Annotated in this window: 10 protein-coding genes; 2 read left to right on the forward strand and 8 right to left on the reverse strand. The window is 59.4% G+C overall.

Annotation, left to right across the window (positions count from 1 at the left end):
* Positions 1 to 26 precede the first annotated feature (26 nt).
* Positions 27 to 1,538, reverse strand: a complete 1,512-nt coding sequence (locus hmeg3_RS10745) for a PLP-dependent aminotransferase family protein (protein ID WP_198361821.1) — start codon at positions 1,536 to 1,538, stop codon at positions 27 to 29.
* Positions 1,539 to 1,662: 124 nt separating this feature from the next.
* On the opposite strand from hmeg3_RS10745, the gene hmeg3_RS10750 reads away from it, so the two are divergent.
* Positions 1,663 to 3,393 (forward strand): NAD(P)H dependent flavin oxidoreductase family protein, encoded by a 1,731-nt coding sequence (locus tag hmeg3_RS10750; protein WP_094563713.1) that lies wholly within the window; start codon positions 1,663 to 1,665, stop codon positions 3,391 to 3,393.
* Between the two features lie 15 nt (positions 3,394 to 3,408).
* Here hmeg3_RS10750 and hmeg3_RS10755 read toward each other — a convergent pair whose 3' ends face one another.
* The 7 genes from hmeg3_RS10755 to hmeg3_RS24950 form a co-directional block, all read right to left on the reverse strand.
* Positions 3,409 to 4,353 carry a sensor domain-containing diguanylate cyclase gene (locus tag hmeg3_RS10755; RefSeq protein ID WP_198361822.1) on the reverse strand — a complete coding sequence of 315 codons (945 nt, stop codon included), beginning with the start codon at positions 4,351 to 4,353 and terminating at the stop codon, positions 3,409 to 3,411.
* 231 nt (positions 4,354 to 4,584) lie between these two features.
* Positions 4,585 to 6,135, reverse strand: a complete 1,551-nt coding sequence (locus hmeg3_RS10760) for a cytochrome c (RefSeq protein WP_094566259.1) — start codon at positions 6,133 to 6,135, stop codon at positions 4,585 to 4,587.
* 2 nt (positions 6,136 to 6,137) lie between these two features.
* Positions 6,138 to 7,790, reverse strand: coding sequence for a GMC family oxidoreductase (locus tag hmeg3_RS10765; protein WP_094563714.1), 1,653 nt, complete (start codon positions 7,788 to 7,790; stop codon positions 6,138 to 6,140).
* The gene (locus hmeg3_RS10770) at positions 7,787 to 8,437 is read right to left on the reverse strand and encodes a sugar dehydrogenase complex small subunit (protein WP_094563715.1); all 651 of its coding nucleotides are present in this window, start codon (positions 8,435 to 8,437) and stop codon (positions 7,787 to 7,789) included. Before hmeg3_RS10770 ends, hmeg3_RS10765 begins: the two co-directional genes overlap by 4 nt.
* A 436-nt stretch (positions 8,438 to 8,873) precedes the next feature.
* Positions 8,874 to 9,818: an alpha/beta hydrolase gene (locus hmeg3_RS10775; RefSeq protein ID WP_094563716.1), complete on the reverse strand. Its 945-nt coding sequence runs from the start codon at positions 9,816 to 9,818 to the stop codon at positions 8,874 to 8,876.
* Between the two features lie 112 nt (positions 9,819 to 9,930).
* Positions 9,931 to 10,266 (reverse strand): antibiotic biosynthesis monooxygenase, encoded by a 336-nt coding sequence (locus hmeg3_RS10780; RefSeq protein WP_094563717.1) that lies wholly within the window; start codon positions 10,264 to 10,266, stop codon positions 9,931 to 9,933.
* 56 nt (positions 10,267 to 10,322) lie between these two features.
* The gene (locus hmeg3_RS24950) at positions 10,323 to 10,478 is read right to left on the reverse strand and encodes a hypothetical protein (protein ID WP_198361823.1); all 156 of its coding nucleotides are present in this window, start codon (positions 10,476 to 10,478) and stop codon (positions 10,323 to 10,325) included.
* Positions 10,479 to 10,827: 349 nt separating this feature from the next.
* Here hmeg3_RS24950 and hmeg3_RS10790 point away from each other — a divergent pair, with 349 nt between their 5' ends.
* Entirely contained in the window at positions 10,828 to 14,499 is a 3,672-nt protein-coding gene (locus hmeg3_RS10790; protein ID WP_094563719.1) for an indolepyruvate ferredoxin oxidoreductase family protein, read from the forward strand.
* The last annotated feature ends 114 nt before the right edge of the window (positions 14,500 to 14,613 follow it).

The following is a 14,613-nucleotide window of genomic DNA, read 5'->3' on the forward strand; positions in this document are numbered from 1 at the left end:
ACGTCGAAGGCGGGAAATCGCTCCGGCTACTTCTTCATCGCCAGCCGCGATGCTTCGTGCAGACGTTTGACGGCGATGCCGATTTCGTCCGGATTCATGGAAGCGAAGCCCAGCCGTACTGCATTCACGGCGCTATCTTGCGGCGAGAACTGGCGACCGCTGCGGATGAACAGCTTCTTGTCCGCGGCGTGTTTGGCCAGGGCATCGACGCGAATGCGCTTGTCGAATTCGACCCAGAGTGCCAGTCCGCCTTCCGGATTGCGCACGCGGATATCCTCTCCGAATGCAGTCTGCAAACCGTCCTGCAACGCCTCTTTACGCAGCCGGTACAGTTTTGACGCGCGCCGCAGATGCTTGCGCAACTCACCGTCGCTGATCAGGTCGGCCAGCATTTTCTGCATGACGGCGTCGCTTTGCGTCGACATCAGCAGCAGATTGTGATTGAGCACTTCAATCAGATTCACCGGCGCCGCGATAAAGCCGCAACGGAAGGATGAACCCAGCAACTTGGACAGCGAGCCGATGTAGATCACATTGCGTTGCTGAGGATCGCTGGCCAGCGGCAGGTAAGGACGGCCCTCGAAGTGATATTCGTGATCGTAATCTTCTTCAATTACGGTGAAGCGATGACGCGCCGCCAGCAGCAGGAGTTTTTGCCTGCGATCGGCGCGCATGCTGACCGTGGTGGGGAACTGATGATGCGGCGTGACGTAGATCAGCTTCACTGAATGGAGCTTGCATAGCGCTTCGACATGATCGGTCTTGCAGCCGTCCTGATCGATGTCGACGACTTCAATACGCGCCCCCAGCGCAAGAAAAATCGCCCATGCAGGCGGATAACTCAAACGCTCCACCAGCACCACATCGCCCGGCCGGATCAGCGCGCTGGCCGCAAGATGCAAGGCCATCTGCGTGCCTTGCGTGAGACAGATGTTGTCACTGGTCACGGCCAGATTGCGCGTAGTGCGCAGCATGTCGGCCAGGGCTGTACGCAGCTTTTCTGCGGATTCCAGATTGCCGTATTTGACCCAGTTGGATTTGAAGGCGGTCGTCATCGCGTTGCGGTAATAGCGATGCAATACCGCCTGCGGCAGCAGCCTGTGATCCGGCGCGCCGTTGTCGAAATACATGGACTCGCCGTTCCTTCCGGCCCGTACCGATGGCAGATGCAGATCGTCGAAATAGGGCGGTAACGCAGGAGAGATGACTTCGGGAGCAAACGATGCCGTCTGTGCCGCTTTGCGTTTGGTTGATGTTGCTTGTGACGATGCCTGCGGTGATTCCAGCAAGGCATTGACAAAAGTGCCGCGCCGCGGCTCGCTCACCAGCCAGCCTTTGACGATGGCTTCTTCGTAGGCCAGCATCACCGTCTTGCGATTGACGTCGAGAATCTCCGCCAGCTCGCGCGTTCCGGGCAGGGCTGCGCCGGGTTCAAGACGACCGTTCTGGATGGCGCTCGCCAGGCCATCAACGATCTTGCGGTAAGACGCCTTCATCGGCGACGCATCGAGATCGAGCAAGAGCCGCCATGTTCTCATCTGGACCATCTGGAATATTCAAATCTGGAGGTTTCAATGGTCCTATTCTAGCCTGACAATACTGTTCACGGACGCACTCTCTGCGATTCAATGAACTCAGCTATCCAGATAAGGAAAGATACTTATGCCCACTACCTACACCATCCAGTTGGCCGGCTCCGGCAAGAGTTTTGCCGTCGACGACGAGACATTGCTGCTGGACGCGGCGCTGGCCGAAGGTATCTCGATACCGTTCTCTTGCCGCCGCGGCGAGTGCGGCTCGTGCAAGGTGAAGGTGCTGAGTGGCGCTCACGCAAGCAATCCCTATGTGGCCGCCGGCACGCCTTACCCTTTGGCTCCGGACGAGATGCTGCTGTGCCAGAGCCATGCCTGCGGCGACATGTGCATCGACATCCCCGGCTGGTCGCCGCACGCACAAGCACTGCGGCTGGAAGCCACGATCCTGATGAAGGAAGCCGTGGCTCCCGATGTGACGAAGCTGGTGCTCAAACCGCAGGGCGAAGCCGGCATGCAAGTACAGGTAAGGGCAGGGCAGTACGTCAAATTCTTTCTCGATGATGGCAGCAGCCGTTGCTTTTCTGTTGCCAATCTGCCTGCAGTAGATGATGGTGAATTGGTTTTCCATATCCGCCGCGTCAACGGCGGCAAATTCTCGCAAGACATGCTGGGCCGCTTGGCACCAGGCGATGTCTTCAGCATCGAAGGCCCGTTTGGCGCCTGCACCTGGCAGCCGGGCGCGCATGATGCGTTGATCCTGCTGGCGACCGGCACCGGTTACGCAGGCATCAAGCCGATTTTGCTGGCGGCTTTGGCGGAGGCCGGCAATGTGCCGGTGACGCTGTATTGGGGCGGCGCGAGCAGCAGCGATTTTTATGACCGCGCTTTTCTGGATGCGTTGGCAGTGCAAGACAAACGCTTCCGCTGGTTCGGCGTCGAGCAGGCACATGTGCAGGATCTTGCGGCGACTCACGCTTACGATTGGAGCCGCACTTTGGTTTACGCTTGCGGCAATCCGAGGATGGTGCAGGACGCACGCCAGCGTTGCATCGCGCTGGGGCTGGAGGCGCATCACTTCGTTGCCGAAGCATTCGTGCCTTCGGGGGCCAGCGAAGTAGCACTGGTGCGTGGCAGTTTCGATCCGGTGTGGGAACGCGTCGGGCCAAAGTATTCGCTCGACGGCATGTTGGCCGCACGTGAGCAATCAGTACGTGCACTGGCGCAGATCGTCGGTAAGCTGCGTGTCGGCATGACCACCAGCGAAGCAATCGAGATGGCCAACGAACACCTGCGTCAGATGGGTTCGTCGCATACCTGGCATCCGACCTATATCCGCTTCGGCGACGACACCGTGAGAACGCCGCGGCAAGGCGCGGACAAAGAGCGCCGTCTGCAAGCGACCGACATCGCCGTGGTCGATCTGGGGCCGGTATGGGATGGCTATGAAGGCGACTTTGGCGACACCATCGTGTTCGGCCAGCATGCGCTCTATGCCGCATGTGCTCAGGCGGCGCGGGACGTGTTCAGTGCCAGCAAAGAAGCCTGGCTCACCGGACTGACCGGGCGTGAGCTCTATGATCTGGCCGAGCGGGTTGCCGCGGAAGGCGGTTGGCTGCTGGAGCGCAATCTGGCCGGCCATCGCGTCGCAGATTTTCCGCACGCCTTGTTTGGCCCGGCCAAGCTGGCGGAAATGGATATCGTGCCCAGCGACGCGGTCTGGGTGTTGGAGGTGCAGCTGCGCCATCCGACCGAACCGATCGGTGCATTCTATGAAGATATCCTGATTGGCACGCCGTCAAAGACCAGCAAGGGTAAGCCGGCGACCGAAGATGCACAGAGGAATCCGGTCGCCGTCTGAGGATAGCCGAAGGCCTTAGTCGTCGGCGACGATGCAGTTACGGCCGCGTTGCTTGGCCATGTACAAGCGTTTGTCGACCGACTCCATGAAGTTGATGCGGTGATCCTGCGTCGACGGAATGATGGTGTTCATGCCCAGGCTGATGGTGATGACTTTTTCGACCTGTGATTTTTCGTGCGGGATTTTTTCTTTCAGCACCAGCTTGCGGCAGCGCTGCGCCACTTTCAGCGCCGACGCGCGGTCGGTCTCCGGCAGGATCAGCACGAACTCTTCGCCGCCATAGCGCGCAAAGAAGTCGCGTGTGCGCGTTGCGGCGCCGCTCAGTGCGGTGGCGATCTGCTTCAGGCAGGCGTCGCCGCGGATGTGGCCGTAGTGATCGTTGAACTGCTTGAAGTAATCGATATCAAGCATGATCACTGCCAGCGGCGTGCGATTCTTGACGGCATTGGCCCATTCCACTTCCAGTGCGGAGTCGAACATGCGGCGGTTGGCGACATTGGTCAGGGCATCGCAATAAGACAGCGCTTCCAGTTCTTTTTGCAGCTCGACCAGACGCGCTTCGGTTTTCTTGCGTTCGGTAATGTCGAACATGAAGCCGATCAATGAATCGACTTCGCCGTCCGGCTTGCGCACCACATGCACCACGTCGCGAATCCAGACGTGTTCGCCGTCGCGCGTGATGGCGCGGTAGTCGGCTTCATGGTCGACGCCGGCCTTGGATTGCGACACGCAATAGTTCACCACGCCTTCGCGATCTTCCGCGTGAATGCGTGTGGCCCAGTCTTCCACCGAGACCCAGCTCTCCGGCGTCCAACCTAACAATTCTTCGATTTGCGGGCCGACGTAAGCGAACTTCATCGTGCTCCAGTCGATCTTCCAGGGAATGGCTTTGGTGGATTCCAGCAGCGTCTTGTAGACGGCGCTGTCGGGTTCCATTTGCTTCTGAATCGGTTCGGTCATGGATGGCTATGGCGATTTGTAGAGGATGTGTCGATGCGCAATATCTTGTTGCTGGTCGTCTTATTTCCCTTTGGAATCTAAAGCGCATTGCATCAAGAAATGATTGCATAAGGATAACCCGAACAAGTTATCGCAGTGTGAAATCTCAAAGCGAGTCATGCGTCTGACACAAACAAAAAAGCCGGCAACCATGGCGGTTACCGGCTTTGATGGTGGTTACATCAATGATGCTCAGAACGGTATGCGGCGACGTCGACGCACTGAGATGACTGCGAAGATAATCAACAACAGCAGCACAATCGCAATACCGATGGCCGGTGCAATATACGGCTGCAGTTTTGCGAGTATCGGTTGTTCACCACCTTTGCGCGCCTGCGCCACATAGGCCTCGCTGACTTGCACTTCCGGATTGCCATATTGCTTCAACACGTAGTTGGCGATCATGGCAATTTGCTGGTCAGTCAGCGGATTGACGTAGGAGTGCGCATCAAAGCGCGGCATCAGGATTTCCTTGTCACCGACCTTGCGTTCCACACCGTACAGAATCGCCGACACCAGATTGGCAGGATTGTGCGAACCGGTGGCCGTGTTGTTGAACAACGAAGGATAATCCTGACCGTTGCTGCCGGCACCCGATGCCGCGTGGCAGCTGGCGCAATAGCCGCTGAACAGCACCGCGCCGCTGTTGAGGCTGTTGTGCTCATTCGGTCCGCGTGTACCGCGCAGCGCCGACTCGTCGCTTACGGCTTTGCCGTAGCTATAGGCAGGCTTGCTCTGCGTGGCGTCGCGTACCGGCGGCACCGTGCGCAAGTACGCCACGATGGCGGCGATGTCGTCGTCACGCAAATGCTGGAAGCTGTTGGTGACCGCTTCCGCCATCGCGCCGCCGGCCTGGCCTTTGCCTTCAACGTGACCGGTCTTCAGATACTGCATCAGCTCGGCATCGCTCCAGCCGCCGACGCCGCTGACCTTGTCGGAGGTGATGTTGGGCGCATGCCATGGGCCCAGCGGCGCACCGGCAAGCGCCGAGCCGCCTTTTTCACCCATCAGAAAATTACGCGGCGTGTGGCAGGTGCTGCAATGCGCGAGGCCATCGGCGAGGTATTTGCCGCGATTGATCTGCTGCGACTTCGATGCATCCGGGACGAAGCGCTTGGTGTCGAGGAAGATCGCATTCCACACCGTCATTGACATGCGCACGTTGAACGGGAAGGGGAGCTTGGTCTGGCTGCTGGCCGGTTCGTTGACTGGTGTTACCGCGTTCATGAAATAGCTGTACAGCTTGTGCACATCGCTGTCGGTCAGCATGGCATAGCTGGTGTACGGCATGGCCGGATACAGATGGCTGCCGTCGGCGCGCACGCCTTCACGCAAGGCGCGGGCGAACTGCGCTTCGCTGTAGTTGCCGATACCCGCTGTCTTGGACGGCGTGATGTTGGTCGCGTAGATCGTACCCAAGGGCGACTCGATGGCGTAGCCGCCGGCGTAGGGCTTGCCGGCCGGCGCGGTGTGGCAGGCCATGCAGTCGGCCGCGATGGCGAGGTAGCGGCCGCTTTCGATGTCTGCTTTGACGGGGTTGGCTGGTGTTGCAGATGTTGCAGGAGCGGCAGCAGCAGGTGTGACTGCAGCCGGCGGCGCAGGCGGTTTCTCCAGCGATTGCTCCTGCGCGTGGACGCTGGCAACGCCTGCGGTGAACAGCAACGCGCTCAGCAAGGTGTTCAGCAAGACCGCGCCGTCGCGTTGGGAGAAGGGCCGCGAAGAAAGAAGGGATGCGCGAGTCATGATCATCCCTTCGCCAGTGTTCTGCTGATGTCGTCGGCAGCGCGCAAGCCGAGTGCCGCCATGCTCAACGTGCTGTTGACGACGCTGGCCGATGGCATCGCACCGCCGCCGGGCAGCCACAGGTTGGCGTGATCGTGGGCGCGGCAGTTGCCGTCGACCACGGAGTCTTTCGGATCGCTACCCATGATGACGCCGCCCATCACGTGATTGTTGGCGTTGAGGCTGGTAGTGATGTTGAATTCCACTGCGCCGAACAACTGGCCGATATGTTCCAGTTGCTTGTGCGCCGCTTCCGCGCCTTTGCGCACGTACTCGCCGACGTCATAGTAAATGTCGGGGCAGGCCAGTCCGAGCGGATCCTTGCGGGTCTTGCTCAGGGTCAGGCGGTTGTTGGCTTCCGGCAGCGGTTCGAGGCTGATCGACAGATCAACGCCGAAGGCGGCGCGGCGACGGATTTCATCGTCGAGCTCCTGGCCGACCAGACCGAGCTTCAATGCTTGTTGGGTGGCGGGGCCGACGCGTGTGATGTTGTTGAGGATCATCTTGTTGGAGGAATACTCGGAGCGGAACGCGCCATCGCGCGGGCCGACCAGGCAGCTGCTTTGCGCCGGGCCGCGACCGGTCCAGATCGGCTCATTCGCGAGGAAGGTGCAGTGAAAACCGGAGTGATCCATCATGTTGCGGCCGACCTGATCCGACGAATTGGCGAGGCCGTTCGGGTTCGCGGCATTCGCGGCCAGCAACAGCAGGCGCGGTGTTTCGATGCCGTTGCAGGCGAACACGAAAGCGCGTGCGGTCGCCTTGTGCGATTGCTTGCCGGCGTCGTACCAGTAGGCGGCAGTGATGCGGTTGTTTTGATCGGTATCGACTTTGTAGACCACGGCTTCCGGCAAGACCTTGGCGCCTTTCATCTCGGCGCGCTGGACGTGATGGATGCCGTTGTACATCGCACCGATCGGGCAGATCGGCTGGCAATTGTTATTGCCGCAGCAGGTCGGACGGCCTTGCCACGGACGCGTGCTGCGTCCTTGCGGAATCGGCACTGAGTTATAGCCGTGAGCATTGACCACTTCGGCAAAACGCTTGTCGCCATAGCCCCACGGCACCATGTCCATCGGGTACGGTTTGCTGCGCTCGCTCGGCGATTGCATGCTCGCATCATTCGGCCCGGCCACACCCATTTCTTCTTCGGCGCGGCAGTAGTAGGGCTCCAGCTCCTCATACGAAATCGGCCAGTCGCGGCCGACGCCATAGGTCGACTTCATCTTCAGATCGACCGGCAGATGGCGCCAGCATGATGCCGCCCAGTGCCACGTGGTACCGCCGACCGTGCGCAGATAACCCTGCTGGAAGCCGTTGCCGTCAGGGCCGGACAGCGCGATGTAATTGTTCTTTGGGAAGTACAGCGGCGCCGGTGCATTGGGAGCCTGCGGATACAAGCCCTGGAAGTCGGACCCGACACGGTTCTCAAAAGGCATGTTGCGCCAGTTTTCAACTGCTTGTGCGCGCTCGATGCGCAAACCGGCTTCGAGCATCAGGACTGAATAGCCCTGGCTGACGAGTTGATCCGCGATCATGGCGCCGACCACGCCGGAGCCGACGATCACGACATCGGCCGTTGCATCGCCCTCGGAGGAAAAGATAGGGAGTTTCATAATGTCTTTGCTTTAGGTTCGGGAGTGCCGGTGGTGGCAGGCGCAGGCACAGGGGCCGCTTCAACGGGGGCGGAGACACGGATCTCCGGCGGGGCCTTGGTCCACCACAGCGGACCGTAATTGCAATACGTCGGCACGGTCTGGCCGTCGGCGACAGGCTGATACATCAAGGCCTCGGCATACGAGACGACAACCGCCTGTTGGCCTTTGCCGATGGTGCCGGTGTACCAGGCGGCGACAATCGCCAGCGTCAGGTCGCGCAGACCGGCGTCGGTGGCGGCTGCCAGCAAAGCCTTCGGATCCTGCTCGTTCTGCAGCAACGCGGCCAGCTTTGGCGACTGCGCAGCAAAATCGGGATAGGTCTTGCGCATCGCAGCTTCCATCCGGCTGGCGGTATCGAGCTTCAGATCGGTATGGCCGGTGATGCGTTTGGAAAAGGTCAGGAAGGCGACGGCTTCGGGACTGGGTGGTGGCGGTGCAATGGGGGCCGGCGCAGTCTGGGCATTGCTGAACAGCGGGTTGCTCCAGAAGCCGGCTTCGGCGACTAGTGCGGCCAGTCCGATGAGCATGTGACGCCGGCTGATGCCGCCTGTCAGTTTGAAGCCGGCCTTGGGTGCTGTCTTCGAAGCGGGAACGGGCGGCTTCATGACGCGACCTTCATGCTGGGGTTGGTGACCTGGCGCATTGTGCAAACTCCTGCGGTTGCTTGTTGAAAGCGTGAGAGCGTCTGGCGGATCAGTAGTTCATGCAGATCAATCCAAATGCATGATGACACGAGCCTGATCGGGCAGCGCTGGAAAACAGTCCTGGCAGTGCAAAAAACCTGGTTCTTTGCAACGTCTTCTTATCGGAACAGGTGAAATCCTGCTGCAGAAAGAGTAAAAATCCAGGAACAACGAAGCACAATGATATCAATGTTAGCGCTAACACGCATGCGTTTTGCGAGAAGAGACATCCCGTCTTGAGGCGTGAAATGCGAGGCTGTGATGAAGTTAATCTCGTGGAAATGGACGCATCATCCCGTGCGAAAGGAGTTGCGCTTGGCTGCTGCAATATGAGCTTTCGAGGGATTGTCTGCGCGAGTCAGCCTGCAACTTTGGACAGAAACCCGAGCGCGGCCAGGCGAAGTTGAGTGATGCCAGGCTCTTCGACGGGAAAGTGTCCGCAATTTTCCAGCATGACCAACGTCTTCTCGCCCTTGATCCGATCAAAGAACGGCCGGCTCGAAGCGACGCCGGTCCAGCGATCATTCGCCGGATGCACCAGCAGCACCGGGCAGATGTCGAAATCCTCAGGCTCGACAAGCGGGCGCACTGTAAAGATCGACTGCATGAAGCGGACAGGAACATGCGCGCCGCCGCCGAACGGATCATTGGCAACCAGTCGGTTCAACGCCGGATCGTTCGACATGGCGTGCATTTTGGTAAACCACTTCACCGGTAATCTGAGCTTGCCGAACAGGGCGGCACACCAAGGCATCAGCGGCATCATCCCGTGCAGCACCAGCGCGTTGCGCGCAAACTGACGCCGCACCAGCGGCGATCGCGGATCGGCCAACGTCGTCGCCATGACGCCGGCGATAATCTCCTTACCCATGCGCGCTGCGCACAGGTAGGCCAGATAGCCACCAAGGCTTCCTCCGAAAAACACGACGCGGCGTCCGCGGCGGCGATATTCGTCGGCGGCAAGATCGCACAGGATATCGACCCACGTCGCGTAGTCGATCATGGACGCATCTGCCTGCGTCAATCCATATCCGGGCAAGTCAGGAGCAATGACGTCATAACCGGCTTCATGCAGCAGCCGGCCCAGCGGCGCAAACATGCGTCCATAACCGCCACCGCCATGGACGACGATGATGGTCAGTGGCGATGAAGGCGATGAAAACCGATCAAGATGAATAGACGCACCACGCCAGGCAAACCATTCTTCTGCGGGAGCATTGTCCGCAGAGATGCGTACATCTTCCGGGAAGAAGGGCTGGTACTGCTGCCAGTAGGTGGCGGTCTTGTAGGTTGCCTCAGGCATGCAGATATCGAGATTGACGGTTCAACTGCACCGTCTTTATTGATGATTGAGTAAGAGAACCCGGCAGCGGACACACGGGGTGAGCGAGGCAATCGATGCTGAATGTCTGTCATCAAAGCCGTGTTGCATAGGCTCGTTCCACCCGTGCAATGCGTACTTCGTAATGCGCATACCAGCGCGCTTTACCCGTCTCCTGCGCGATCCTGTGTTCCGCCACCGCCTTCCATGCTGCGACGGCTTCGAGGCTGCTCCAGTAGGAGACCGTGATGCCGAAGCCGTCGGCGCCTCGCACGCTTTCTACGCCGAGATAGCCGGGCTGCTCAGCTGCCAGCTCCACCATGCGATCAGCCATCTGCCCATAGCCGCTGTCACCCTCAGTACGTTGCGAAGAAAAAATGACGGAGTAATAGGGCGGCTCCGGAAGCTTGGCAAATGGCGAGCTGGTCATGATTGTTCCGACGGGTACTGAAAGAAGGTCTGCCTCGGGAAAATGCTTAGAGCCGGCTATACCCGGTCCATGCCCGCCGAGACCACAAACGCTACGATGGCGGACGTGATCGACCAGACGGCCAGGCGGTATTGCGGGATGAATTTGGTGATGAACGGCAGCAGGAAGTAGAGCACGACGCCGATGAGGATGCTGGTGATGACTCGTTTCATGACTTGATGTTGTTGGTGTTGGATGAAGACGCCGGTCAATTTGGCCATTTCAGCCATGCTGAACCACGCCGGGCGAACGCAGCGATCCTACCATTGATTGAGGGCAAGCTGCCACCGGCAGAGCGCGGTTTATGGCTGGAGGGTGCAGGGGGTATATTTAAAACTTATACCATCATCGAAAAACGGTATTTCCTTGTTCTTCCTCCAAAAGCATAGACTTCAGTCACAGCAGTTTCGGTGAACGGATTGTTGTGAAGACCGCTACCACGGTCATTTTGTCTGGCAGTAACGCATCGTACCCGGTGCAGTAATGGCAGGCGATATCTGAATAAACATTTTGGAGACAGACATGGAATCCCGTTCGGCAGCCGAGCTTGCTGGATTGTCGATCCTGCCAGACGTGGCAGGACAGACAGTCCAGGAGCTAGCAACTCATACTTCTGCAGCAACATCCTCTTCCGCATCTTCGGCTGCTTCATCGGCTTCAGCAACAGCGCTGGCCCAGGTCAGTCTGGATGACAAATATACGGCGACCTCCGGCTCCATCTTTCTGTCGGGTATCCAGGCGCTGGTGCGCTTGCCTTTGTTGCAATATTTGCGTGATCAGAAGGCCGGGCTCAATACCGCGGGCTTTATCTCCGGCTATCGCGGCTCGCCCCTGGGCGGTCTTGATGAGGCCCTGTGGAAGGCCAAGCCGCATCTTGATGCGCACAAGGTCAGATTCCAGCCCGGCACCAACGAAGATATGGCGGCGACCGCCGTCTGGGGCACGCAGCAGGTCGATCTGATCGGTCCGGCCAAGGTCGATGGCGTGTTCGCCATGTGGTACGGCAAAGGCCCGGGTGTGGATCGTTGCGGCGATGTGCTCAAGCACATGAACCATGCCGGCACTTCCGCCAAAGGTGGCGTGTTGCTGGTAGCGGGCGACGATCACGGCGCGTATTCATCGACGTTGCCGCATCAGTCAGATCACATATTCTCTGCATCGATGATTCCGATGCTGTATCCCTGCAACGTGCAGGAATACCTTGACCTCGGCTTGCACGGCTGGGCGATGTCGCGCTTCTCCGGCTGTACGGTGGGCTTCAAGGCGCTGGCCGATACGGTGGAGTCGAGTGCCTCGGTGGATGCCAATCCTTTCCGCGTCGAGATCAACTATCCGGCCGACTTCGTCATGCCCGAAGGCGGTCTCAACGCCCGTTTGTCGACCGACACGCTGGGGGTGCAGGCGCGCAAGCAAGAAGCGCTGATGCAGGATTACAAGATCTACGCCGCGCTCGCCTACGCGCGCGCGAACAAGCTCAATCGCGTGATGATCGACAGCCCCAAGGCGCGGCTGGGCATCATCGCGTCAGGCAAATCCTATCTCGATGTGCTGGAAGCGCTGAGTGAGCTCGGTATTGACGAAGACTTCGCTGCCGAGATTGGTTTGCGCCTGTTCAAGGTATCGATGCCGTGGCCGCTGGAGCCGGAAGGCGTGCGCGAATTCGCGCAAGGCCTGGACGAGATTCTGGTGGTGGAAGAAAAACGCCAGATGGTCGAGTACCAGCTCAAGGAACAGCTCTACAACTGGCGCGATGACGTGCGTCCTCGCGTGATCGGCAAGTTCGACGAAAAAGGCGAATGGGTGGCGCCGCGCGGCGAGTGGCTGCTGACCTCCAAGGCGGATTTTTCGGTGGCGCAGATTGCACGCGTGATCGCGGCGCGGATTGCGCGGTTCCACACCAGCGACCTGATCAAGGCGCGTCTGGCCTTCCTCGATGCCAAGGATGCCGTTCTGAACAAGGCGGTCAGCACACCGCCGCGTCCGGCATATTACTGCTCGGGTTGCCCGCACAATACCTCGACCAAGGTGCCGGAAGGCAGCTTTGCGCTGGCCGGTATCGGCTGTCACGTGATGGCGACGGCGATCTATCCGGAATTCAACAAGCTGACCACGCACATGGGCGGCGAGGGTGGGCCGTGGATCGGACAGGCGCCGTTTTCTCAAGTGCCGCACGTGTTTGCCAACCTTGGTGACGGCACGTATTTCCACTCGGGTTATCTGGCGATTCGCGCTGCGGTGGCGGCCAACGTCAACATGACTTACAAGATTCTCTACAACGATGCCGTGGCGATGACCGGCGGCCAGCCGGTTGACGGCACCACCTCCGTGCCGATGATCGCGCAGCAGATGGCGGCAGAGGGCATCAAGCGCATCGCGCTGGTGAGCGAAGACATCAGCCGCTACGCCGATCGCTCCAACTTGCCGGCGCTGGCGACCATCCACGACCGCAAGGACATGGATGCGGTGCAGCGCGAACTGCGCGAGCTGCCCGGCGTGACCGTGATCATCTATGACCAGACCTGCGCCGCCGAGAAGCGCCGCCGCCGCAAAAAAGGTGAATATCCCGACCCTGACCAGCGCTTGTTCATCAACGAAGCCGTCTGTGAAGGCTGCGGCGACTGCGGCGTGCAATCGAACTGCACGTCGATTTTGCCGCTGGAGACCGAGTTCGGCCGCAAGCGCGCCATCGATCAATCCTCGTGCAACAAGGATTATTCCTGCGTCAAAGGCTTCTGCCCGAGTTTTGTCACCGTCAACGGCGGCAAGCTCAAAAAATCCAAAACCGGCGTCATCAAGAAGGATAGCGCCGACGACTTCGGCGTGTTGCCCGAGCCAGCGATCCCGTCCTGCGAGACACCGTTCAACATCCTCATCAACGGCATCGGCGGCACCGGCGTCATCACCATCGGCGCACTGATGGGCATGGCTGCACATCTGGAAGGCAAGGGCGCATCGGTGCTGGACATGACCGGCATGTCGCAAAAGAACGGTTCGGTGACTTCACACGTGCGTATCGCGCGCACACCGCAAGCCATCCGCGCCCAGCGCATCGCCACCGGTGAAGCCGATCTGATCCTCGGTTGCGACATGCTGACTGCAGGCTCGCACGATGCGATTTCCAAGATGCGTCCCGGCCGCACCCGTGCCGTCGTCAATGTGCATCAGCAACCACCGGGTCAGTTCGCCAAGAATCCCGACTGGCAATTTCCATTTGAAGACGTCAAGGCGCTGATTCAGGAATCGGTTGATCAACAGGCTGATTTCATCGATGCGACACGTCTGGCAACGGCATTGATGGGCGATTCGATTGCGACCAACTTGTTCATGCTTGGCTATGCGTATCAACGTGGCGAGTTGCCGTTAAGCGAAGCCGCCTTGCTGCGCGCTATCGAAATGAACGGCGTCGCCATCGAATCCAACAAGACCAGTTTCCTGTGGGGCCGCCGCGCCGCCGTCGATCTGGCCCGTGTTGAGCGTATTGCCGTACCGGCGCAACCGGTGGTGATCCGCATGCCGGAAACACTGGACAAGCTGATCAAGCGCCGCGTGGCTTTCCTGGCCGACTATCAGGATGCGGCGTACGCAGAATCGTTCGCACGCTTCATCGAACAGGTGCGTGAGAAGGAGGCCGCCCTGAACCTGGGCGACAAGCTCAGCTTGGCAGTGGCTCGCAATTTGTCCAAGCTGATGGCCTACAAGGATGAGTACGAAGTCGCGCGCCTCTACACCGATGGCCGTTTCATGGAGCAACTGAAGCAGCAGTTTGAAGGCGACTTCTCGCTGAGCTTCAACCTGGCGCCGCCGATGTTTTCCAAAAAGGATGCGCAAGGCCGTCTGGTCAAGGCCAAATACGGTTCGTGGATGATGTCGGCGTTCAAGCTGCTGGCAAAATTCAAGGGCCTGCGTGGTGGCGCATTCGACGTCTTCGGTTACACCGAAGAGCGCAAAACCGAGCGTCGCCTGATTGCCGAGTATCGCGAAACGGTGATGTCTTTGCTGGATGGACTCACCGCCGACAAGCTGGCGCTGGCCGTCGAAATTGCCCAATTGCCCGAGCAGATCCGCGGCTATGGACATGTCAAAGACAAGGCGCTCACACAGGTGCGTGGCAAGCAGGAAGAATTGCTGGCGCGTTACCGTGCACCGGGCGATCTGGCACAGAAAGTGAATATTGCGCGTATGGTGGCTGCCTGACACAACGCGGTGTGAGGGCCGGTGTGCAGCGATGCAAAGCTGTTTGGGATTGCTGCACACGCCTCTTGCCACCGACACTTTTCCCCATTTCATGCAAAATGACTGATATGCGCA

The sequence above is a fragment of the Herbaspirillum sp. meg3 genome (genome assembly GCF_002257565.1).
Lineage (GTDB): Bacteria > Pseudomonadota > Gammaproteobacteria > Burkholderiales > Burkholderiaceae_D > Herbaspirillum.

Coding starts and splice junctions, on each gene's coding strand:
- hmeg3_RS10745 (WP_198361821.1), bottom strand. CDS start 1,538: ATGAGAACATGGCGGCTCTTGCTCGATCTCGATGCGTCGCCGATGAAG.
- hmeg3_RS10750 (WP_094563713.1), top strand. CDS start 1,663: ATGCCCACTACCTACACCATCCAGTTGGCCGGCTCCGGCAAGAGTTTT.
- hmeg3_RS10755 (WP_198361822.1), bottom strand. CDS start 4,353: ATGACCGAACCGATTCAGAAGCAAATGGAACCCGACAGCGCCGTCTAC.
- hmeg3_RS10760 (WP_094566259.1), bottom strand. CDS start 6,135: ATGACTCGCGCATCCCTTCTTTCTTCGCGGCCCTTCTCCCAACGCGAC.
- hmeg3_RS10765 (WP_094563714.1), bottom strand. CDS start 7,790: ATGAAACTCCCTATCTTTTCCTCCGAGGGCGATGCAACGGCCGATGTC.
- hmeg3_RS10770 (WP_094563715.1), bottom strand. CDS start 8,437: ATGAAGCCGCCCGTTCCCGCTTCGAAGACAGCACCCAAGGCCGGCTTC.
- hmeg3_RS10775 (WP_094563716.1), bottom strand. CDS start 9,818: ATGCCTGAGGCAACCTACAAGACCGCCACCTACTGGCAGCAGTACCAG.
- hmeg3_RS10780 (WP_094563717.1), bottom strand. CDS start 10,266: ATGACCAGCTCGCCATTTGCCAAGCTTCCGGAGCCGCCCTATTACTCC.
- hmeg3_RS24950 (WP_198361823.1), bottom strand. CDS start 10,478: ATGAAACGAGTCATCACCAGCATCCTCATCGGCGTCGTGCTCTACTTC.
- hmeg3_RS10790 (WP_094563719.1), top strand. CDS start 10,828: ATGGAATCCCGTTCGGCAGCCGAGCTTGCTGGATTGTCGATCCTGCCA.